General features: G+C 48.9%; 20 protein-coding genes. 15 read left to right on the top strand and 5 right to left on the bottom strand.

Translation table 11 applies throughout. The annotated features are described in order from the left end of the window. Positions 1-17: 17 nt before the first annotated feature. Positions 18-1,409 (bottom strand): SulP family inorganic anion transporter, encoded by a 1,392-nt coding sequence (locus JOE45_RS18805; protein ID WP_245247386.1) that lies wholly within the window; start codon positions 1,407-1,409, stop codon positions 18-20. Positions 1,410-1,678: 269 nt separating this feature from the next. On the opposite strand from JOE45_RS18805, the gene JOE45_RS18810 reads away from it, so the two are divergent. Then, positions 1,679-2,041 (top strand): VOC family protein, encoded by a 363-nt coding sequence (locus tag JOE45_RS18810; RefSeq protein WP_210022881.1) that lies wholly within the window; start codon positions 1,679-1,681, stop codon positions 2,039-2,041. Positions 2,042-2,249: 208 nt separating this feature from the next. On the opposite strand, the gene JOE45_RS18815 is transcribed toward JOE45_RS18810, so the two are convergent. Continuing rightward, positions 2,250-3,902 carry a glycerol-3-phosphate dehydrogenase/oxidase gene (locus JOE45_RS18815; RefSeq protein ID WP_210022880.1) on the bottom strand — a complete coding sequence of 551 codons (1,653 nt, stop codon included), beginning with the start codon at positions 3,900-3,902 and terminating at the stop codon, positions 2,250-2,252. A 320-nt stretch (positions 3,903-4,222) separates the two neighbouring features. Between JOE45_RS18815 and glpK the strand changes: the two genes are divergently transcribed. From glpK to JOE45_RS18875, 12 genes are all read left to right on the top strand, one after another. After that, positions 4,223-5,725, top strand: coding sequence for a glycerol kinase GlpK (gene glpK / locus JOE45_RS18820; protein ID WP_210022879.1), 1,503 nt, complete (start codon positions 4,223-4,225; stop codon positions 5,723-5,725). An 18-nt stretch (positions 5,726-5,743) separates the two neighbouring features. Beyond that, entirely contained in the window at positions 5,744-6,304 is a 561-nt protein-coding gene (locus JOE45_RS18825) for a glycerol-3-phosphate responsive antiterminator (protein WP_210022878.1), read from the top strand. Between the two features lie 231 nt (positions 6,305-6,535). Further along, complete coding sequence (locus JOE45_RS18830; RefSeq protein ID WP_210022877.1) at positions 6,536-7,255, top strand: glycerophosphodiester phosphodiesterase; 720 nt, start codon at positions 6,536-6,538, stop codon at positions 7,253-7,255. Positions 7,256-7,890: 635 nt separating this feature from the next. After that, positions 7,891-8,661 carry a hypothetical protein gene (locus tag JOE45_RS18835; protein ID WP_210022876.1) on the top strand — a complete coding sequence of 257 codons (771 nt, stop codon included), beginning with the start codon at positions 7,891-7,893 and terminating at the stop codon, positions 8,659-8,661. Between the two features lie 167 nt (positions 8,662-8,828). After that, positions 8,829-10,496 (top strand): permuted SH3 domain-containing protein, encoded by a 1,668-nt coding sequence (locus tag JOE45_RS18840; RefSeq protein ID WP_210022875.1) that lies wholly within the window; start codon positions 8,829-8,831, stop codon positions 10,494-10,496. A 31-nt stretch (positions 10,497-10,527) separates the two neighbouring features. Beyond that, on the top strand, positions 10,528-11,244 hold the full coding sequence (locus JOE45_RS18845) for an ABC transporter ATP-binding protein (RefSeq protein WP_245247388.1): 717 nt from the start codon (positions 10,528-10,530) through the stop codon (positions 11,242-11,244). After that, a complete protein-coding gene (locus tag JOE45_RS18850) occupies positions 11,241-12,419 on the top strand; it encodes an ABC transporter permease (RefSeq protein WP_210022874.1) in 1,179 nt (392 codons plus the stop codon). The genes JOE45_RS18845 and JOE45_RS18850 overlap by 4 nt, the downstream gene beginning before the upstream one ends. Before the next feature lie 41 nt (positions 12,420-12,460). Further along, positions 12,461-14,626 carry a hypothetical protein gene (locus JOE45_RS18855; protein WP_210022873.1) on the top strand — a complete coding sequence of 722 codons (2,166 nt, stop codon included), beginning with the start codon at positions 12,461-12,463 and terminating at the stop codon, positions 14,624-14,626. A 136-nt stretch (positions 14,627-14,762) separates the two neighbouring features. After that, positions 14,763-15,137, top strand: a complete 375-nt coding sequence (locus tag JOE45_RS18860) for a helix-turn-helix transcriptional regulator (RefSeq protein ID WP_210022872.1) — start codon at positions 14,763-14,765, stop codon at positions 15,135-15,137. Positions 15,138-15,182: 45 nt separating this feature from the next. Continuing rightward, positions 15,183-15,515 (top strand): PadR family transcriptional regulator, encoded by a 333-nt coding sequence (locus tag JOE45_RS18865; protein ID WP_210022871.1) that lies wholly within the window; start codon positions 15,183-15,185, stop codon positions 15,513-15,515. A gap of 14 nt (positions 15,516-15,529) precedes the next feature. Continuing rightward, positions 15,530-16,219, top strand: a complete 690-nt coding sequence (locus JOE45_RS18870; RefSeq protein ID WP_210022870.1) for a permease prefix domain 1-containing protein — start codon at positions 15,530-15,532, stop codon at positions 16,217-16,219. Further along, positions 16,203-16,763, top strand: a complete 561-nt coding sequence (locus tag JOE45_RS18875) for a DUF4825 domain-containing protein (RefSeq protein WP_210022869.1) — start codon at positions 16,203-16,205, stop codon at positions 16,761-16,763. The genes JOE45_RS18870 and JOE45_RS18875 overlap by 17 nt, the downstream gene beginning before the upstream one ends. Before the next feature lie 2 nt (positions 16,764-16,765). On the opposite strand, the gene htpX is transcribed toward JOE45_RS18875, so the two are convergent. The 3 genes from htpX to JOE45_RS18890 all read right to left on the bottom strand — a co-directional run bounded on the left by htpX (position 16,766) and on the right by JOE45_RS18890 (position 19,442). Then, the gene (gene htpX / locus JOE45_RS18880) at positions 16,766-17,653 is read right to left on the bottom strand and encodes a zinc metalloprotease HtpX (protein ID WP_210022868.1); all 888 of its coding nucleotides are present in this window, start codon (positions 17,651-17,653) and stop codon (positions 16,766-16,768) included. A 41-nt stretch (positions 17,654-17,694) separates the two neighbouring features. Then, complete coding sequence (locus tag JOE45_RS18885; RefSeq protein ID WP_210022867.1) at positions 17,695-18,237, bottom strand: LemA family protein; 543 nt, start codon at positions 18,235-18,237, stop codon at positions 17,695-17,697. A 236-nt stretch (positions 18,238-18,473) separates the two neighbouring features. Then, a complete protein-coding gene (locus JOE45_RS18890; RefSeq protein WP_245247071.1) occupies positions 18,474-19,442 on the bottom strand; it encodes an RluA family pseudouridine synthase in 969 nt (322 codons plus the stop codon). Between the two features lie 182 nt (positions 19,443-19,624). On the opposite strand from JOE45_RS18890, the gene JOE45_RS18895 reads away from it, so the two are divergent. Both JOE45_RS18895 and JOE45_RS18900 read left to right on the top strand, forming a co-directional pair. Then, the gene (locus tag JOE45_RS18895) at positions 19,625-20,563 is read left to right on the top strand and encodes an ABC transporter ATP-binding protein (RefSeq protein ID WP_210023574.1); all 939 of its coding nucleotides are present in this window, start codon (positions 19,625-19,627) and stop codon (positions 20,561-20,563) included. After that, positions 20,560-21,681, top strand: coding sequence for an ABC transporter permease (locus JOE45_RS18900; protein WP_210022865.1), 1,122 nt, complete (start codon positions 20,560-20,562; stop codon positions 21,679-21,681). Before JOE45_RS18895 ends, JOE45_RS18900 begins: the two co-directional genes overlap by 4 nt. The last annotated feature ends 119 nt before the right edge of the window (positions 21,682-21,800 follow it).

Genomic DNA, 21,800 nt, shown 5'->3' on the forward strand with positions numbered 1-21,800 from the left:
CTGGCCTTTGGACCGCTTTAGTGTCCGCTTGTTGCGGCTAGCCCTACTTTTTCAATCAGGACTTTGCTTTCTTCGTTGAGCCCGATGATGTTCACCTGTTTGTTTAAGTTTTTATATTTGGAGATGACCTTGGAAATAGCGGTCACCGCTGAATGATCCCATACATGAGAATTGCTGAAATCAATGACAATATGGTCGGGATCTTGGGAATAATCAAATTGATCGATAAAATGAGTCATCGTTCCGAAAAATAGTTGGCCGGAAATGCGGTACAGCTTGCTTCCATCCGGCTGCGCTTCTTTTTGCATCCTAATTTTCGCCACTTTCCAAGCAAAAATCACGGCGCTGAGCACGACGCCGGCCATCACGCCTTTGGACAGGTCGTGGGTAACGACTACGATAGCTACGGTGACAATCATCACCAAGGCATCGCTCAGTGGTATTCTCCTCAGACCTGTTAACGACTGCCAATCAAAGGTGCCGATCGATACCATAATCATGACGCCTACCAAAGCAGCCATCGGGATTTGCTTCACGATATCTCCAAGAACGAGAATCAGAAACAATAAGAATACTCCGGCTACGAAGGTCGACAGACGGGTCCGTCCGCCGGACTTCACGTTAATGACGGATTGGCCGATCATGGCGCATCCCGCCATCCCGCCGAAAAATCCAGTAACGAAATTCGCAATTCCCTGACCTTTGACTTCCTTGTTTTTATCGCTCTTCGTGTCTGTCATCTCATCCACGATGGTCGCGGTAAGCAGGGATTCCAGAATACCGACCAAAGCCAGCGACAAGGAGTACGGAAGGATAATCCACAGCGTTTCAAGGGAGAATATCACTTGAGGCAGGTGGAACAGCGGGAAAGAGCTCGTAATTTGGCCCATATCTCCGACTGTTTTAACATTCATCCCAAAGCCGATCACGATCGAAGATACAATAATAATGGCGGCTAAGGCCGAAGGAATGACCTTCGTTAAACGCGGGAGCGTGTAAATGATGATCAACGTCAGGGCCACGAGCGCATACATCAGCCAGCCTTCCCCGACAAAGTGAGGAAGCTGCGCCATGAAAATCAGAATCGCCAATGCATTGACGAAGCCGGTCATGACGGAATGGGGAACGAACGTAATGAAACGCCCGAGCTTAAGCAGACCCATCAGATACTGGATCACTCCGGTCAATATCGTCGCAGCAAACAAGTACTCGACACCATGCTCTTTAACCAGCGTGACCATGAGTAGTGCCATTGCACCTGTAGCGGCGGAGATCATGGCAGGCCTTCCGCCAATGAACGAAATAATGACGGCGATACAGAAAGAAGCATACAAGCCTACCATAGGATCCACACCCGCGATGATAGAGAACGCGATCGCTTCGGGAATCAAGGCTAAAGCTACGGTCATTCCGGAAAGAATGTCCGCACGGGTATTGGAGAACCACGACGTATTCAGTTGTTGGAAATTCAAAGATATATCCTCCTGTATTTAAAATGTGGTTGACTTTTCACTCTCAGAAAAGTCGGGGCCGATGTTCACAAGTCTTCATTATACACATTTTTGTCACATGCCACTAGTCAGTAAATGCCCAAGTAAGCGGTTAATTAGTGAATATTCTTTTACAATCATTGTTTATCTCGCAAAAGTTTATCCAAGATGGAGGAGGCTATTTCACCATGATTTCAAAAATTGCAACCGTAGCCGTATATGTAGAAGACCAGCAGAAAGCAAAAGCCTTTTGGACGGAAAAGGTAGGCTTTGAACTTGTTCAGGAAACTCCGATGGGCCCTGCCGGCAGTTGGATTGAAGTCGCTCCCCAAGGAGCGGAGAGCGCTCTGGTGATCTATCCCAAAAGCATGATGAAAAATTGGGAGGAACAAAAGGCTTCTATTGTATTTACATGCGACGATATTCAAGCGACCTATGACCAAATGAAAGCAAACGGAGTACAGTTTGAAGGCGAACTGCAAAAAATGCAGTGGGGAACCTACGCTACATTCAGGGACGAGGACGGAAATTCGTTTCTACTAAAGGGATGATTTATTACCTCAAACTAAAAGAGGTCCTTTCTCCCGGACAAATTGCCAAGTATGACGAATGGCGTGGTTATACTGGACATAAAGCCAATCTCCAGGATACACCAAATTCTCATCAACATTAGTTGCTTAACGGTATAGAGCCCTCTGGTGCCTCCTTTCCGGAAAGAAGGAGGCACCAGAGGGCTCTTGCTTTTGCCAAGAATAACTTTTAAACCGCCTCTTTCGCGAAACTTAATCCGCCTCTTGCTTCTTTCAAATATTGAAGTGCGGTCTCGTCATCCCATTCAAACACATCCCTCATAAAGTGAACGGTAGGCTCCAGCCAACGCTCAGCGTTCTTGTGGTCGAAGTTGACGGCCCCTGTACGGCGGTTGAGGAAATCGAGAGGGCGGGTGACCATTTCTTCTTCCATGCTGTATACGAGCGACGCCAGTACGTCGATCTCCATTCCATACGTTACTGACGCTTCGCGAAGAGTATCGAATTTACCATACACTGACGGCACGTTGCTGCCATAACGTCGGACAAGGACAGTCGCCTGCTTCTCAGACAAGCCTTGCTGAATGCCATGCTGCGTCCATTTGGCGGCAAATGCATCGAAGCCTTCCGGGAAATCACCGCCGGACAGCTTGACTTGATCGGTGCTGCAGCCCGGGTACGTATGGTCGCTTTCTTTACCGATCTGCTCGGTCACCAGATCGACGACCCGTTCGGCCATTTTGCGGTACCCGGTCAATTTGCCTCCTGCTATAGTGATGAGGCCCGATGGCGAGAGAAAGATTTCGTCCTTACGGGACAACTCGGACGGCGATTTGCCGTCTTCATGAATGAGCGGCCGCAGACCGGCCCAGCTGGCCTCGACGTCTTCTTCCGTAAGTCCGATGGTAGGAAACATATAATTCGCCGCAGCGAGCAAATAAGTCAAATCCGCTTTCGTCATCCGCGGATGCTCCAGATTGTCTTCGTAATTGGTGTCTGTCGTCCCGATATAGGTTTTGCCGTCCCGAGTTACCGCAAACACCATACGACCGTCCGGTGTATCGAAATAAATCGTCTGCCTCAGCGGGAAGCGGCTTTGATCTACAACGATATGCACTCCTTTCGTTAAGTGCAGACGCTTGCCTTGTTTCGATTTGTCCAGCTCGCGCAGCGTGTCCACCCAAGGGCCGGCCGCGTTCACGATCCTGCTTGCCCGAATCTTGAAGGAGCGTCCCGAATTCTGGTCCTCCGCCTGCACACCGGTAACCTTGCCGTTCTCATACAAGAATTGCGTCACTTTCGTGTAATTGACGGCTTTGGCCCCGCGGTCCACGGCAGCTTTCATGATTTCAATCGTGAGCCGCGCATCATCTGTGCGGTATTCGACATAGTAGCCGCCAGCAAGCAGCTTATCCTGCCACAGCAGCGGTTCTTTGGCGATCGTTTCGCTTTTGGACAGCATTTTGCGGCGTTCCTCCCGCTTGACTCCGGCAAGCCAATCGTACACGTAAAGACCGACGGATGTGGCCAGCTTCCCGTACGTGCCCCCTTTTATAATCGGCATCAGCATCCACTCCGGGATGACGACATGCTGGGCATTTTCATGGACGATAGCGCGTTCGCGTCCGACTTCCCGCACAAGCTTGACCTCTCCTTGTTTCAAATATCTCAATCCGCCGTGAACGAGCTTTGTCGATCGGCTGCTGGTACCTGCCGCGAAGTCCTGCATCTCAATCAGCGCGACCTTGAGCCCGCGCACCGCGCCGTCCAGCGCAATGCCAGCACCTGTAATCCCGCCTCCGATCACCAGCATATCGTAAGTTTCCTGTTCTAGCTCACGCTGAATGTCATCCCGTTTCAAGCTGGAGAACGCTTGTGTCATGGGGTGCTCCTTTCTGGAGACAGACAAATATGCAAAAAAGGAAAAAGACGCACAACAGCATCATTGACTTAACTCAATGAAGGGTTGTGGTCTTTTTCCTCGTCTCCGACCCAGTGGTTATTATATTGCCTTCATCATAAACTTTTTTTCCGTGGGTTGCAAGAGGTAAAGCACGGATTTTCGCCGTAGGCCGGGCCAATTTTCATTCCGATGGAACTTTACAGAAACCGTGATTTCTTGTATCGTAGTGCTGCGAAAGAGATAGACGGACTCATACGTTTATGAATGCTGGAATAGGTTTATTTACAGGAGAGGGAGCGATGTCTTTGTACGTGTTGGCGCTTGATCAAGGTACAACGAGCTCTAGAGCGATTTTGTTCGATAAAGCAGGGCATATCGTCGCTGACGCACAAAAGGAATTCCGGCAAATTTATCCTAATCCCGGTTGGGTGGAGCATGATCCGGAGGAAATATGGGATGTTCAGCTGGACGTGATTCGCGGAGCGTTAGCTGAGGCAAGCATTCAACCGCAGCAGGTTGCGGCCGTCGGTATTACGAACCAGCGGGAAACGACGGTCGTGTGGAATCGGCGTACAGGCCGGCCACTGTATAACGCCATTGTATGGCAAAGCCGGCAGACCAGCGACATTTGCCACGAGCTTCAGCAGCAGGGGTATGAGGATCTGGTGCGGCGCAAAACCGGACTTTTGATCGATGCCTATTTCTCGGGGACGAAGCTAAAGTGGATTTTGGATCATGTCGAAGGGGCCCGTGATCAAGCGGAACGGGGAGAGCTTGCGTTCGGCACGATTGATACCTGGCTCGCTTGGAAGCTGAGCGGAGGAAAGCTGCATGTGACCGACTATTCGAACGCTTCGCGAACGCTGATGTTCAATATTCATTCTCTGGAGTGGGACGATGAGCTCTTGAGCATGCTGGATGTGCCGCGCTCGATGCTTCCGGAGGTGCGTTCCTCCAGCGAAGTATACGGGCAAGCGGACGAAAGTCTGCTGGGTATCGGTCTCCCGATTGCGGGCATTGCCGGTGACCAGCATGCCGCCTTATTCGGGCAAGCCTGCTTCGATGAGGGAATGGTTAAAAATACGTATGGTACCGGCTGCTTCATGCTGATGAACACCGGGAATAAAGCGGTTCCCTCCACGCATGGCTTATTGACGACGATCGCTTGGGGATTGGACGGAAAAGTGGAGTATGCCCTGGAAGGCAGCATCTTTATAGCCGGGGCGGCGGTTCAGTGGCTAAGGGACGGGCTTAAGCTGATCAGCTCCGCGTCCGAATCGGAAGCGAGAGCGGCGGAGGTAGCCGGCACGGATGGCGTTTATTTCGTTCCGGCATTTGTCGGACTTGGCGCGCCTTATTGGGATATGGAAGCCCGGGGCGCTATATTCGGGCTAACCCGGGGAACAACGGATAACCACTTGATCCGTGCCGCGATTGAATCGCTGGCGTATCAAACCCGAGACGTTCTGGAGGCGATGGAAGCGGATTCGGGCATAAAGGTGCAAAAGCTCGCAGTTGATGGTGGTGCTGCCGCAAATAATTTTTTGATTCAATTCCAAGCGGATTTGCTTGGTACGAAAGTGGAACGTCCGACGATTAAGGAAACGACGGCCCTAGGCGCCGCCTACTTGGCCGGTCTAGCCGTTGGTTATTGGCATGGAAAAGAGGACATTGTTCATAACCGCGTGATTGAGCGGACATTCACGTCTGCAACGGAAGCGGCAGAACGCGATCACATCTATGCCGGCTGGAAGCGAGCCGTACAGGCGACCATGGGCTACAAAGAAAACGTGCGAGGCTAAAGCAAGAGGAGTGATGATTTGAAACCTGTAATTACCCAATCCATCGTGCCAGCGATTCGGAATATGAAAGATTTCGACCAGTTGTTAAAGACAGATTACGAGTTTCTCGTCCTCCTGAACGCGCATATCGCCCAAGTGAAGCCGCTGGTGCGCCGCGCCTCGGAGCAGGGCAAGAAAATGTTTCTTCACGCCGATCTCATCGAGGGGTTAAAGTCGGATGAGTACGCCACCGAATTTTTGGCGCAGGAAATCAGGCCTGCCGGCATTATATCCACCCGTAACAATGTCGTGCTCACGGCAAAGAAAAAAGGGCTGATTGCGATTCAACGCTTATTCATGCTGGATACCTTGGCGCTGGAGAACAGCTACATGCAGCTTGAGAAGACGAAGCCCGATTACGTCGAGGTGCTGCCCGGCATTATGCCGCATATTATCCGGGAGTTTCTGGAGGAAACGAAAATCCCTGTGCTAGCAGGCGGCCTGATCCGTACCGAGGAAGATGTGCGGTTGGCGCTTGAAGCGGGAGCGACAGCGGTCACGACCTCAAGAAAAGCGCTTTGGCAGAAAAAAGAAGCCTGAGGGGTTAAATGAATCACCTTTACAAGAAATTCATTTGAATACGGCAATTTTATATTTTATACTGGGAACCAAGTTAATAATAGCGGTGACTTGAATTGGAGAAGACCTTCAACGGCTCGTATCTGTAAACCGGGTACGTGAAATTGAAGGTTATTCTTTTTTAAGATTGGTTAATGAGACGTGCTGAGATGCTGTTTTTCTTATTGAAAAGAAAAAGTTGAGGTGTTCGATATGCTCATTATTGCGCATAGGGGAGCTTCCGGATATGCTCCGGAAAATACGATGAAGGCGTTTCAATTAGCTGTAGATATGAAGGCGGACGGCATGGAGCTGGACCTGCATCTTACCAAGGATGGCGAAGTAGTCATTTGCCATGACGATGATGTCAAAAGGACGACGAACGGCCAAGGACTGATCAAGGAGCTGACGCTTGAGCAGCTGCGGCGTTTGGATGCGGGCGCATGGCATAGCGAGCCATATGCAGGGGAAACGATTCCGACACTGCAGGAATTTATGGCTGTTGCTTCCGGCACGAACATGCTGATCAACTTCGAGATCAAAAATTTGCCTTACTACCATAAGGGCATTGAGGAGAAACTGATTCGCTCCGTTCGTGATCATGACATGCTGGATCGGGTCATCGTATCCTCCTTCGATCATTACGCGCTGGCGGAGACGGCGCGTCTGGAGCCGTCGATGAAGCTGGGCGCGCTGTTCTCCACCAACATTATCAAACCTTGGGATTACGTACGACAGCTGCCGTTTGCCGTATACAGTTTGCATCCGCATTATTCGTTCGTTGACGAAGCTTATATTCGCCAAAGTCATGCTCATGGATTCAAGGTCTATCCGTATACCGTTAACGAGGGGGAATGGGCAGCTCCTTTAGCCCAAGCCGGGTTGGACGGCGTGATCACCGATGTTCCGGACCAGTTGAAAATCATCTTATAACCTAGTACATTTGGCAGAACCAATCTTGGTACCCTATCATACACTGTTATCATCTCACAAAGAAGAGGTGATAGATTTGGTGAAGAGGGATATTAGTCTCAGGATGTTCTCGGGCTTTAACTTTACAGGGCGAAGCATTCATTTTAAACGTAGAGGCGTCGCGGTTCGCGATATGGGGGCCATACGATTTAACAACATCCTCTCCAGCTTCCGGCTTAGAGGGGGCGTTTTTACTGGAGTAACCCTGGTTTTGTTTTCCGGGACGAACTTCCAAGGCTCCTTCCGCATATTCCGAGGAAACCGGGACGTTGCGGATTTGAGAAATTTCAATTTTAACAATGTTACGTCTTCGTTCATTCTGGTAAGCCGTCCGCTTACAACCGCTCAAATTAATGAAATTCAACGCACGGGTAACCCCCCGAGGGACATTTTGGTCATCAAACGGTGATGATCTGAATCCGAAATCATCCAAAAAACCTTAGTCGATGAATCATCGAACTAAGGTTTTTTGGCATTTTCAGCAAACGCTCAGGAAATGCTCATCGTTTCTTCAGTTGCCGCTCAGATGCAATTCAGCTAAGGGGTCTATACTTCAATTTGTAAGCAAAAATAAAACAAAAAGGTGGAAAAAGGATATGAAAAAAATCGGCAAAAAAATGATTACAGGTACGTTGATCGCATCTTTCGTTCTTGGTGTTGGCTTTGTTGGGACGCTACATAATCAAGTTTTCGCGAATGAAGCGACATCGACGAATGCTTCGATTCAGAAACCGGACGGCGGGTCCGCATGGGGAGACAAGGGACGCGGAAAAATGCATCATGGCGAGCGCGGCGGCGGCTTCCGCGGGAACAATGTAGTTGAGCAGACCGCAACCTTGCTGGGTGTGGAGCAGAGCGTAATCATGGAAGCATTGAAGGAAGATAAAACGCTGCTGCAAATTGCTCAAGAAAAAGGCTTGAGCGAGGAAGATTACCTGCAAAAGCTGACCGATGCTCAGACGGCAGCCATCGACGCCCAACTGACAGCTGGAACATTGACTCAAGAGAAGGCGGATCAAATCAAGTCCGGCTTGTCCGATCGTCTTAAGCAGCAAATCGAGAAGAAAGGCTTCGGTGGAAAGGGTCCGGGCCGCGGCAAGATGCCTTTTGGCCATTTAGGAAACCCTGAGGAGTTAACGGAGATTCTGGGAGTGACACAAGAGGAGCTAACTGCGGGTCTGCAAGCTGGTAAATCGCTAGCGGAAATCGCAGAAGCAAAAGGCATCACGAAAGAGGAACTTGTTAGTAAGTTAAAGGACGGTATGACCGATCAATTGAACCAATTTGTCGATCAGAAGGGAGTTTGGAACGCCAAACCAAAGGCTCCTTCCGATGCTGACGCGTCGAGTGCGGAAGCCGTAAACTAACCGAAGAAAAAGTACAGTCCGTGTCTGCGGACTGCACTTTTTTACGTCCCGGCATTCAGCAGATTTTCAGCATTCATTCAATTAACTTTCAGCTTGCGTTCAGATTGGATTCAGCAATCCATATTAGAATTATTATGGAAGTGAGATGATGGAAAGGGGAAAGAGGTATGGAATTAAGCCGCAGCAGAAAGTGGATCATTGTGGTCTTAGCCGCGCTATTATGCGGAGCGGGCACTTATTATTATGTACAACATTCAGCAGCGAAGCCTGCAGCGTCCACATCCCAGCAGCAAACAACGATGAAAGTAACCAAAGGGGCGATTACCTCTATGGTGTCGGGGACAACCCAATTCAAAGCACAGGATATGCAGAACATGGTTGTTCCGGTAGACGGATTGATCAAGACGATGAATTTGACTCAAAATCAGGCTGTCAAGAAGGGGGACGTGCTTGTGGAGATCTCCGTCCCTTCGACGGAATCCACGTTAAAGGAAGCACAGGTTTCTCTGCAGCAAATGGAAAAGGAACTGGCTAACCTTAAGGAAGAGAAAAACCACATGAGCATTTCCGCAACGCTCACCGGAAAACTTACCTTAGCTGCCAATTTGGATGTGGGAAGTTCAATCAATAAGCTGATGAAAGTGGCGACGATTTCTGATCCGTCAGAGTTCAAAGTGAAGCTGCCTTTTTATTTGCAGGATGCCGTTCAGTTCAAAAAAGGCGATGCGGTGGAGCTGACTGTGGATGGCTTTATGCTGACGAAGATGGGATCGGTTGAAACGATCAGCAGGGATATCAAAGCCGATGCATTTGGCAACAAGCTTATCTACGTTGAAGTGACCGTGAATAATGACGGGACGCTCTCTGCGGGAACGATGGTGAAAGGAAGCGTCGCTTCATTAGAGCAAACAAAGGAATCCACAGCGCAGGGAGCTTTGGATTATATCCATACAGCCGCAGTTTATGCCGGAGCGAGCGGAAATATCCAGAAGCTGAACTTTAAAGATGGGGAGACGGTGAACCAGGGTGATTTGATCGGGACCATTTATAACGATTCGCTCCAGGACGAGATCATCAGTAAAGAAGCGGCAATTGAGAGTCAGAAGATCAGGGTGTTCGATGCGGAGCAAAGGGTAAAGCAGCTGACCATTACGGCTCCGTTCGATGGTGTTTTTTCCGCTGATTTCGCGAACAGTCAAAGCAACGTGCTGAACAGCTATCCCGCAGGCGCACAAATCGAGGCAAATACGGCGCTGGGAGCGGTTGTCAGCTTAAGCACCATGCAGCTGCCCATTGCCGTGGATGAGCTGGATTTGACCAGCATCAAGGTGGGTCAGAAAGCGCAAGTGAAGGTGGATGCTTTGTCCGGCCGGACGTTTGAGGGAGAAGTGACCTCCGTTTCTAACGTAGGGACAACGAGTAATGGCGTTACGACTTATGTTGTGGTGGTATCGGTGCAGAACACAGAACAGAACGATTTGAAGTACGCGATGACCGCGACAGCGGAGATTTATATTCAGGACAAGAAAGATATTGTAATCATGCCGATCGAGGCGGTACAGACCCAAAGAGGAAAGACCTACGTTTCGCTTCAAAAAGCAGATGGTACAGTGGAGGAACAGCACGAGATACAAATTGGCATTCGGAGTGAAACGCACGTTGAAATCGTGAGCGGTCTGAACGAAGGCGAACAGGTCGTCATGCCGACAAGGAGAGCGACGACCAATCAGCAGTTCCCTGGCGGAGGTGGCGGATTCCCCGGTGCTGGCGGTGGGGGATTCTCTGGCGGCGGTATGGGCGGAGGAGGAAATTTTAGCGGCGGCGGACGCAACTAATGGTTTACTTGGGCGGAAGGAGTCGTTTTTATTGAATATCATCGAATTGAATCAGATTACCAAAAGCTATACCCGTGGAGAAGAACAGCTTCACATCTTGAAGGGAATCTCGTTACATATTGCTGAGGGCGATTTTGTTGCCATTATCGGACCCAGCGGCTCGGGTAAATCGACACTGATGAATACGATCGGACTTCTCGATTCACCCACGTCAGGAACGTATACCTTAGATGGTGTATCGACGGAAAACCTGTCGGATAACGGACTTGCCGAGCTTAGAAATCGCAAGATCGGGTTTATTTTTCAACAGTTCAATTTACTTCCGAGGCTGACCGCCCTTGAAAATGTGGAACTGCCCATGATTTATGCAGGTATGGGGGTAAAAGTCAGGAAAGAAAGAGCCCAGACGATGCTGGTAGCTCTCGGAATGGGGCAGCGCGGTCACCATAAACCGAGCGAGCTTTCGGGAGGACAGCAGCAGCGGGTAGCCATTGCCAGAGCGCTGGCTATCTCCCCATCGTTGATTCTGGCCGATGAGCCTACAGGCGCGCTCGATTCAAAGACAGGCATTGAGGTGCTTGAACTGATTACAAAGCTTAACGAAGAAGGCAATACCATCGTATTGATCACCCATGACAATCATATCGCGGATAACGCCAAGCGGGTGGTTACTTTGCGGGATGGAGAAATCATTAGAGACGTACGGAATGCTCCTATGCCTGTATCGTCACAGGAGGCGGCGGGATGAGACCTTGGGAATTGGTTCGAATGGCGCTCGCAACGGTACGGGCCAACCCGCTTCGTACCGTGCTGACCATGCTGGGAGTCATTATTGGAGTCGCCTCGGTTCTTACGCTGGTCTCGATTGGCCGGGGATCCTCGGAGGCTATCGCTAAGCAATATGAGAGTCTGGGAACGAATCTGCTCGTGGTTAATTTGATGGGCAATGGGCGGGCGACGCAGCTGAATTACGACGAACTGATGGAGATGGAAAGTCTGCCCGGGTTTAAGGCGATTGCCCCGACCATGACGAAGAACAATTCGAATGTCAAATATGATCGTGAAACGGAAACGTATAACGTGATCGGCACGAATGATCGCTATTTGGAAATGCAGCAGGGAGAGGTGGCCGGCGGACGATTTCTTGCCCAAGCGGATATTGACTTTCGGAATCATGTGGCTGTGATCGGCAGCGAAGTCGCAACGGCATTTTTTGGTACCAGCGATCCGCTGGGCGAGAAGATCAATATCGACGGATTCGTATATACCGTGATCGGAAAGCTGAAAAGCAAAGGCTCCAATACGAGCGGAACCTCGCTCGACAGTTCCATTTATGTGCCGCTTTATACGCTGAGCCGGGATTTCAAATTAGGCAATATCCGGACCACGTATGTCGAAGCGTCCACAAGTGAGAATGTGGCTAGGGTTCAGACAATCGTGGAACGGTATCTCCAAAATAAATTTAACAGCACATCGGGCTACAATATCTTTAACTCATCCCAGCTTATCAGCGCGAGGCAGTCGGCTTCCAGTACGATGACCAGCCAGCTCGTCAGTGTTGCGGCCATTTCACTTATGGTAGGCGGAATCGGCATCATGAATATTATGTTAGTCACCGTGAGCGAACGAACGAGGGAAATCGGCATTCGCAAATCAATTGGAGCTAAGAGGCGCAACATTCTGCTGCAATTTCTGGTAGAAGCGGTTCTCATCAGCGGCATGGGCGGCTTGATCGGCTTCGTATTAGGGATCGCGCTTTCCCTGGTTTGGCCTTATCTCAATCCGAGTCAGACAACGAGTCTTTCCCTAGATGTCGGACTGTACGCTTTCTTGTTCTCCGTTCTGGTGGGCGTTGTTTTCGGTCTTTATCCCGCGAACAAAGCTTCCAAGCTTAAGCCGATCGATGCGCTTCGTACCGATTAAACTTATACATCAGTATTTACTACCCCGGGAGGTTATTGGAATTGATACGTAAATTACCGTCTATATCATGGAAGCACACCAGCATGGCGCTCTTATTGTCCAGTTCTTTAGTTGTGATGCCACCGCTGCCGCCAGCGGCTCACGCAGCATCGGAAGGGGTATATATTTCAAGTCAATCCTACTTTACTTTGGCGCAAGCCGTTCTTTCATCTACCTCCTTGCAGTTTTCTGTCATCCTGCACAATAGGGAGAGCAGAGTGATGGATTTTAACGCTTACGGAGTTCGCGTGACGGATCATTCCGGGCGCAGTTACACGGCCCGCCTCAGCGAAAAGAAAAGCGCTATCGTACTTCCAGGTCAGGAACAACGTTTCCGCTTTTATTCCGATATTAATTCAGGTACAACAGCAGAGCAGCTCCAGGTGGAAATATTTCGTTGGGACAGCAGTCAAGCGGATTTCATGAAGCATATGGGGATGTTCTCTGTAGCTTCTGTTGCGCAGGAGGGTCAAGCCTCGATTTCAGAGGAGATCATGAACTTACATACGGTGGACAATACCTTAGCGAATGATGCTTCCATCACATATCAATTAGGACAAAGTGTTCGCGTGGTGGAGGAAGGCAAGTGGTATCTCTACACCCAGTTGTCGGTGAAGAATCTTGGGGCTGGCAGTGTGAAACTCCCCGCGGCGCTTCAAGTACGGCTCAAAGAGGCGGGAGGCTTGAAATATGCCTCTGCGATCACCGATGGAAAGGATCAAACGTTCCTTCCGAACCAATCGGACAGCATTACATTGAAAACGGCCATTTCAAAGGATCTATCGGAGCATGACCTGGGGTTGGAGTTTTATTACATGAATCAAATTCAAGAAGTCTCGCTTAGCAGCATGGACATCAGTTCTTCTCTACAAACGGTCACGTTGGGCGATACGCTGGACTATATGAGACAGCTTGAAGGAGAGCATCTGACCGTTCAGGCGGAGAAAGCCACTTATTCCAATCAAGCGGACGGTGTGCATGTTCAAACGGTAGTTACGTTACGTAATGAAGGGGATTCGATGGCTTCCCTGCCATCCCTACTTGCTTCTTATCAGTTCGGGGGCTCCAGGGCATCCATTACCTCTACGGATCATACGTCTCGTCTTTCCTATCTGTCACCAAAGGAAACGGCGTCATTCTACTTTAATGCGGTACTTCCTGAAGGAATTGATCCGAATACGGTGCAGCTGGTGCTGTGGGAGAAGACGACAGGCTCTTCCGCCAATTCTTCTGCATCCGGCACTTCGTCGAGCGGCGTATCGGGTACGACCACATCTAACGGGACGCCCAGCTCCGCATCCGCAGCGACTGCCGATTCAACAGCACAAGTACCCGTGACGGTTTTCCTCTTGAAAGGGGCTAGCGAAGCCCGCAGCGCCTTCTTATCTGCTCCAGCATACACGCTGGGGGAAAAGCTAATGCTCAGCAGCAGCGGCGTTGTCGATAAAAATCTGGATGTTTCCTTAGTAGAGCTTCACACTCACGTGAATGAAGATTTTGGTTACCAGACAGCGATCGGCAAGTATAAAATTACGAACAAAGGTACAAGCACCATTGCGCTTCCGGAGCTTCAAAACGAGCTGATAGACAGCCAAGGAAAGTCATACACAGGCAGTAGACAAAGCTCAGTACCCGAGTTGATCATGCCGGGCACCTCCTATGTAATTAGCTATTCGTACTTGCTGCCGAGCTCACTTGAAGAGGATAGATTTGCACTGAATGTTTATGATGATCAAGCCGTATCGCAAGGGAAAGTTTCACTTGGGGCCTATCAGGTAGGAATCCAGGAGGAATCAGACAGTGATACGATTTCGTTCTATCCTTTTTTGGTTCAGTTTAAAGACTTTGCACTAGGCTGGTCTTACAGCAGTGGGTCTTATACGTATTATTTGAATCTCACCATGGCTATAGATCGCCCGGATCCCGTCATTGTCGACTCGAATTTCTCAAGAGTGCAGTTTGAATTGGTCGATGCGCTGGATCGTATCATAGGCATGAAGACGATGACCTTTACGGGAACCGATAAGCTCATTAACGGTAAGCAAAAAATTACGTTCTCCGGCTTGAGTGATGAGCAGGGAAGCAGCGGAAATCGAGTGAAGATCTATGAAATCGTCGAGACGGCCAATGGAACGGCCAAGCGTCTGGTTAAGGAATTAAAATATTAAGCCGAATAACAGCTTTTCATGCTCTTTAGGGCGATTGCACATGTGTCATGTGTGCATTCGCCCTATTGGCGTGCCGAAACAGCTTCTTTGTCAAAATAAATTTCCAGCAAGAAAAATCAAATATTGGAAGAGAACAATGCTATATAATGAGCATAGAAGGAAGAATGAACTCTACCTTGAAACGATTGCTCAATATACAGCGATCTCGAAATATCATTTTCACCGATTATTTCACTCTAATGTGGGTATGACACTGACGAGCTACATCCGCAGAAGGAGACTATCGAATGCGGCTAGTGAACTCATCACCACCGAGCGGCGTATTCTGGAAATCGCGTTGGATTATCAATTTGAATCTCAGGAGGCATTTACCCGTGCCTTTAAAAAATTGTTTCATATGACGCCTGGTCAATATCAGTGTAACGGAGAGTGCATGAACCACACGACATCAACGTGTGGTTTCTTACTTTTATTGCAGTGCGATTGTACCATTTATCGAATATTACTTTGACACACATAGTAATATGCAGTACATTGTAGATAAGAGGTGAACCCAATGCAGGAGAACAGCATTAGTCGGGATTTCATTCGCGGCAATATCGATACGATCATTCTTCGTGTATTGATTGAAGGCGATAACTACGGCTATGAAATTATAAAAGCGATATCCAAAAACAGTCATGGAAAGTATGAATTGAAAGAACCTTCTCTTTATACCAGCTTAAAGAGGCTTGAATCTCAACAATTGATCGAGTCTTACTGGGGGGATGAAAGTCAAGGAGGCAGGCGTAAGTATTATAAGGTGACCGCAGCAGGCATTGAAGCCTATAAACATCATCTTGCCGCTTGGAAAACCGCCAAAGTGTTAATAGATCAGCTTATTGAATAACAGGAGGTATTCTTATGAATCGTTTGAAAGACCATGTTGACCGATTATTTTCCGGGTACGAGGAAAGCAACCAAATTAGAGAGCTAAAGGAAGAGATTTTAAGTAACCTGGAAGCTAAAGTAGCCGACCTGACCTCCCGAGGTATGGAGTATCATCAGGCGGTAAGTATAGCTGAGGAACAGTTCGATCATATCGATGGTTTAATTGATGACAACAAACAAGTTTATACGAATAAAGTCCGATTGGAGCTGCTGCAGCTCACCTTATTGTACACACTGATCGCTTGGATTTTAACCATACCACTCCGTATTGTAGGCATGGGAATCCTGCTGAACTACGTTCTCCTGATTGTAGCTTTCGTATCCGGCATCGGTTTCTTATTTTTAAATATGAAGATGAAACGCGGTCATTGGAATAAAATATCCGTATGGAATATGAAATCAGCCTTACAGTACAATCGATGGGTCTGGATCCTTTGGGGACTATTTATTACGGTGGTGACGCTTGTTACCACAGCAGCCCGATTTGGAAGTAATATTTGGTACTTCAGACCTGTTAGTATCACGGGACCGTATCAATGGACCGTGCTGGCCATCGAATATGCGCTGCCCTTCATTTCGGTCATCATCCCCTTACTGTTCAGTACATCAATAAAGCTTGTTCAAAAATATGAGGCTGGTGAGTCATATGAAGGCAAGAAATAAATTCATCATGGGTTTGATTGTTGTTGGGATTGCCTTATTCGGAATGGTTCAGGGAATCATCATACCTCAAATCGCACAAAACGAGCAGCAGTATGCGGCTGCGCAGCAAGACCCGTTAACACACGACTTTGAAAACATATTGAAATATAAAAATAAGTACATGGGTAACGCCGGTAATGTATCGAATCTTTTTCGCTCACTGCCATTAAATAACGTGGATAGATCCTTTCAGCTCTATCCGGATACCTATACAGTACAGGTAAACTACAAAGAATCCATTGGGGACATCGGTGAAGATCAGCTGGATCGGGGGCTCATATACAATTCCACAGCGGCGTTTGCTTTAATTGATAACCTTGAAGCTATCCATTTTCATTTTAGCGGAGCATCTGCTAAGGTGCTGCGAAGCGATGTTGAACGTTGGTATGGCGTGAAAGCCTCTACCTTAGCAGAACAAGGGAATTGGCGGAATAGGGTTCAAAGCAAGCTGGTTGATGAGGAGTATGTACGTCAGTGTAAAGAAGCGATACTTCAAATAGGTTAGAGCTACATCCTCTCCAGCCTTTCAATTCTTGAAGCCATGGAAGGGTGTGTGCTGAACCAGCTCGTTCCTTGCTTTTTTCGTTCCTTGCTAAAAGGATTAGAAATATACATGGAAGCTGTAGTCTTATTGGCACGCAGTACATTAAGATCGCTTCCGCTTATTTTGATTAAGGCATTTTTGAGGCCTGTCGCGTTTCGCGTCATTTCAATAGCCGTCGCATCGGCCAAGTATTCCCGGTTACGGGAAACGGCAAAGTGAACAAACCTGGCCGCAATAGGGGATAAAATGATAAAAGCCAAAGCTATAACATAAACAGCCGGGTGCGTTTTCTTATTGCTGTTGCCTCGCCGTTGGTGGAACAGCATCCGTGTTCCCATATCAGCTAAAATGGCAATCACCGAAATCAATGCAATACTGATCGTCATCAGACGAATATCATAATTTCGGATGTGGGCAATCTCATGAGCGGCGACAGCTTCCAGTTCCTCCCGGTTGAGCCGCTCCAGCAAGCCTGTTGTGAAGGCAACCGCTCCTTTTTCCGGCTTGATTCCCGTTGCGAATGCATTTGGAGATGGATCTTCTACAATGTATATTTTGGGCATAGGGATGCGAGCCGGGATACATAGCTCTTCAATAATATGGTAAAGCTGCGGGTGCTCCTCCCGTGTGGCTGGTCTCGCCCCTGACACACGGAGCACCTGAGAGTTTGCTGACATATAGGTAATCGGGACATAAAAAACAAGCACTGCTGCCGCCCATCCCAAGCCTAACCAAATATTTTCATAACCCAGATAACCCACTGCGCAGCCTGCCCCAATGACCAAAATACTAAAAAGCAAAACAAGCAGAATGGTTTTTCGTTTATTTTGCTCAATTTGTTGATACAGCACGGTCATCACCCTTTACTTTAACGAACCAGCGTGAAACATGGTTAGAATGAAACTTTAGGCACCGCTTTTTCCGCTTCCGGAATGGTCAGCAGCTGCTCTTCTTTGAAACTAAACATGCCGGCAATGATATTCGAAGGAAATGACTCGCGCTTAATGTTATACTCCGCTACCGTTTTGTTGTAGAGCTGACGGGAATAGGCCACTTTATTCTCGGAATTTGTTAATTCCTCCTGCAGACGGAGAAAATTTTGGTTTGCCTTCAAATCAGGGTAGGCTTCCCCTAATGCAAAAATGGACTTTAACGCGCTTTGGAGCTGGTTGTCAGCCTCAATTCGTTCATTCGGCGTGCCGTTCAGCATTTGATTTCGAGCCTGAATGATCTTTTCCAATGTCTCTTGCTCATGCTTGGCGTAACCCTTCACTGTTTCCACAAGGTTTGGGATCAAATCATGACGACGTTTCAATTGGACATCAATCTGGCTCCACGATTCTTTAACCCAATTCCTTAATTTAACTAATCCGTTATATGTAGCGATTACATATAATACAACGATGACTACGATACCCAATCCTACCCATGCCATTCTCATCAGTCCTTTTATTTTAGTATAGGTGGTACTACGTTTTATACTTAAAACCGTTACAAAATGGCGAACTAGCGATGTATTCGTTTTATCGGAATATGAAGTCAGTCTTTTTATTATCTGAGCAAAAAAAATCCTTTACAATGAAATGGCAGGTAGTTCCTGTCCATAATCCACTGAAAAGGATGCGGCTTGACCGGATGAAGTCCGGATATCCGATCGTCTGAGCTGCCATTTTATTGAGGAGTAGCGGCTCGAAAAGGATTTAGAAACGTCTTTGGTACCTTGGTTTCGAATCTCATGAGTTCTCCCGTTGCAGGGTGCATAAAAGCTAACACTCGTGCGTGGAGTCCGAGTCGCCCAATCGGTTTGGCTTTGGAGCCGTATTTTTTATCACCCACGATGGGATGCCCTATGTCCTGCATATGGACGCGAATTTGGTTTTTTCGCCCTGTTTCGAGATGAACCTCCAATAAGGAGAAATTTCGATTGGATTGAACGACCTTGTAGTGGGTCACGGCCCAAAGTCCGTCGTTGGGATAGGGGCTGGAATACATTTTTAAGGTGCTGCTTTCTTTTAACCAAGACGAAACCGTACCTTCCGTTTTCTTGACCGAACCTTCAACAAGGGCGATATAGGTACGTTCCTTGACCATATCCTGCCATGAGTTCTGCAGGGTTTGCTGCACCTTCTCGCTTTTGGCGAACATCATGACCCCGGAGGTATCCCGGTCCAGCCGATGCACGACAAAAATCCGGTTGTTGGGATTGTTCCTGCGCACGTGGGCTGTTAGCTGCCGATACGCCGTCATCTCGTTCTCTTGTGGAGAAGCAATGGATAGCAGACCGGCGTCCTTCTGAATCACGATGATGTCCTCATCCTCGTGCAGAATCGTGAGCCCGATGAGGGGGGGAGCTTCTGCAGCCTTTTCTTTTTGAATGGTAACCGTTTGTCCGGGTTGAAGCGGATAATTGTACGCTGTAACGACCTGGTCGTTAACCGATACTTGTCCGCGAGCCAGAACAGATTTAACGGAGTTGCGGCCAAGATTAGATAAATGATGTAATAAAAAAGGCAGCAGCTCCATCGGCTCTTTAACCGTATAGAGTTTGGCTTTGGCCTGCCCCCCCTCAGGATGGTTCTGTTTCTTTTTGGTGTTGATAACATTCGCCTTTGTCTTCCTGCTCTTGAACTCTTTTGCCATGGTCGTTTCTCTCCGTTTCATCTTCTGTTGCTATTACTATACCATGTCCGCAGGAAATAGGCGAAATGCAAGCATACCGCAAGGAGGAAGGATTAGGCATCCGCGTATTCCGGGTGATATACTCAAAGTGGAATGAGTACTGAGCCCCAAAGGAGCTGAACACGTTGGCGCAGACGGAAACGATGATCCAAGCAAACGGCTTGGTCAAGAGATACGGCGAGTTTACGGCTGTCAAAGGCGTCAACTTCGAAGTATACAAAGGCGAGGTCTTCGGGCTGCTAGGTCCCAACGGCGCCGGTAAGACGACGACGATGGAGATGATCGAGGGTCTTCGCCGACCCGATGACGGATATGCCTTAGTAGCAGGCTATGATACCCGAACCGAGCTGAAAAAAGTGAAGGAGGTGATCGGCGTTCAGCTGCAATCCACCTCTTTGTTCGATTTGCTCAAGGTACATGAAATTGTAAGGATGTATGCGAGCTTTTATCCGGAATCCGTGCCGATCGACCCGCTCTTGGAAGATATGATTCTCCAAGAAAAACGGAACGACCGTGTGAAAAACTTGTCCGGAGGCCAGAAACAGCGGCTGGCGATCGCGCTCGCGCTGGTGAACGATCCGCAGGTGGTGTTCCTGGATGAGCCGACCACAGGGCTTGATCCGCAAGCCCGAAGGACGCTATGGGACATTGTGCTGCGGCTGAAGGACCAGGGCAAGACCATTGTCCTGTCCACGCATTATATGGAAGAGGCGCATGTGCTTTGTGACCGGATATGCCTGATGGACAGCGGTCAGGTGATTGCGCTCGACACGCCTAGGAATCTTGTGCGAAGCCTGCAGTCGGACAGCGCCATCGAGTTCCGGCTGGAGGGGGCGGAGGAATGGGACAAGGAGCGCATGAGCCAGGTGCTTGAGCTTCTCGGGAAGGTCAATGAAGTGAAGCAGGCGGATCAGCGCAATGAGCTGTTTGTGCTGTATACGGACCATTTGCAGACCTCCTTGGTCGAACTGATCGGCTTGGCTTCTCAGGAGCAGTGGAAGGTGCAGGATTTGCAAACGCGTACGGCGACCTTGGAGGATGTGTTCATTCATATGACGGGAAGGAGCTTGAGAGAGCAGTGAAAGCCTATATTCAATTAACGCTAGCTCAGCTTAGACTGTTTGGGCGTAACCGTCAGGTGCTGTTTTGGACGCTCTTTTTCCCGGTCTTTTTCATGGTTATGCTGGGTTCGTTCCTTGGCAAAGATACCCCGGTCACCGTATCGGGAGTGGTCATCGATCTGGACCAAACTGCGGCGTCGCAGGCTTTGATCGGAGCCTTAGAGGAGAATCCGGTCCTGCAGTTAAAGTCCGCTCAAGAGCTCAATGCTGAATTAGAGGTGCTCAAGCGCGGCGATCATCAGCTGGTGGTCGTCATACCTCAAGGCTTTGCGAAACAAATGGAGGCAAGAACTAGAGCCACCATGCCGAATCCAAGCAGCCAAGCATCCGCGGCCTTGAAGGTATATTATGACGAGACGAACGCCGCCGTATCGCAGATTGGACTGCAGCTCCTCACGCCCATCGTAGACGGCATTGACAAAGAACTGTCGGGCTACTCGCCAGCCATCAAGATCGAGCCGGAAGGCGTGCAGTCGCTGAAGCTCCGCTACATTGATTTTCTTGTGCCGGGTATTCTGGCGATGATGATCATGTCCAACAATTTGAACGGCGTCACCGCCCAAATTGCATCGTGGAGGGAGCGGGGCATCCTGCGGCGCATGCAGAGCACGACATTGCACGCTTCCACTTTCATTGGGGCGCAAATTACGGCACGGCTCGCATTAAACGGGCTTCAGGCCGTTATTGTCCTGCTCGTGGGATATTTGTTCTTCGGTACGCAGGTGAACGGATCCTGGCTGACCCTGTTGTTCTTTATCATGCTCGGCACGCTTGCCTTCATGGCGACCGGGTTCATCGTGGCCGGTCTGGCGAAGACGCCGGAAAGTGCAGCGCCGATCGCAGGGTTCATTTCGTTTCCGATGTTGTTTGTCGGCGGCGTCTTTTTCCCGATCCAAAATATGCCCGAGTTTCTGCAGCCGGTTGTGAAGCTTATTCCTATCAGCCATCTCACCACTGCGCTGCGGCAGGTGATGAATGTCGGCGCGACGATGGGAACGATGTGGGTGGAAGCCGTATTCCTCGGCATATGGCTGGTGCTTGCGTTTATCATTGCCAGTCTGACCTTCAAATGGGAATGATACGGACACATGTTTTTTTTCACCATAATGGGAAATGCTAAATAACGTAAAGACGCATAAGGTATAGAGGGGCATTTTTTTTAACAGTGAGTTGATGTTCCCTTAATCTTGCATTCATG

It is taken from the genome of Paenibacillus sp. PvR098, assembly GCF_017833255.1.
GTDB lineage: Bacteria > Bacillota > Bacilli > Paenibacillales > NBRC-103111 > Paenibacillus_G.

Excerpts from the sequence above, each read along its gene's own strand:
- JOE45_RS18805 (WP_245247386.1), bottom strand. The coding sequence starts at position 1,409 with ATGACCGTAGCTTTAGCCTTGATTCCCGAAGCGATCGCGTTCTCTATC.
- JOE45_RS18810 (WP_210022881.1), top strand. The coding sequence starts at position 1,679 with ATGATTTCAAAAATTGCAACCGTAGCCGTATATGTAGAAGACCAGCAG.
- JOE45_RS18815 (WP_210022880.1), bottom strand. The coding sequence starts at position 3,902 with ATGACACAAGCGTTCTCCAGCTTGAAACGGGATGACATTCAGCGTGAG.
- glpK (WP_210022879.1), top strand. The coding sequence starts at position 4,223 with ATGTCTTTGTACGTGTTGGCGCTTGATCAAGGTACAACGAGCTCTAGA.
- JOE45_RS18830 (WP_210022877.1), top strand. The coding sequence starts at position 6,536 with ATGCTCATTATTGCGCATAGGGGAGCTTCCGGATATGCTCCGGAAAAT.
- JOE45_RS18835 (WP_210022876.1), top strand. The coding sequence starts at position 7,891 with ATGAAAAAAATCGGCAAAAAAATGATTACAGGTACGTTGATCGCATCT.
- JOE45_RS18840 (WP_210022875.1), top strand. The coding sequence starts at position 8,829 with ATGGAATTAAGCCGCAGCAGAAAGTGGATCATTGTGGTCTTAGCCGCG.
- JOE45_RS18850 (WP_210022874.1), top strand. The coding sequence starts at position 11,241 with ATGAGACCTTGGGAATTGGTTCGAATGGCGCTCGCAACGGTACGGGCC.
- JOE45_RS18860 (WP_210022872.1), top strand. The coding sequence starts at position 14,763 with ATGCTATATAATGAGCATAGAAGGAAGAATGAACTCTACCTTGAAACG.
- JOE45_RS18865 (WP_210022871.1), top strand. The coding sequence starts at position 15,183 with ATGCAGGAGAACAGCATTAGTCGGGATTTCATTCGCGGCAATATCGAT.
- JOE45_RS18870 (WP_210022870.1), top strand. The coding sequence starts at position 15,530 with ATGAATCGTTTGAAAGACCATGTTGACCGATTATTTTCCGGGTACGAG.
- JOE45_RS18875 (WP_210022869.1), top strand. The coding sequence starts at position 16,203 with ATGAAGGCAAGAAATAAATTCATCATGGGTTTGATTGTTGTTGGGATT.
- JOE45_RS18885 (WP_210022867.1), bottom strand. The coding sequence starts at position 18,237 with ATGGCATGGGTAGGATTGGGTATCGTAGTCATCGTTGTATTATATGTA.
- JOE45_RS18890 (WP_245247071.1), bottom strand. The coding sequence starts at position 19,442 with ATGGCAAAAGAGTTCAAGAGCAGGAAGACAAAGGCGAATGTTATCAAC.
- JOE45_RS18895 (WP_210023574.1), top strand. The coding sequence starts at position 19,625 with ATGATCCAAGCAAACGGCTTGGTCAAGAGATACGGCGAGTTTACGGCT.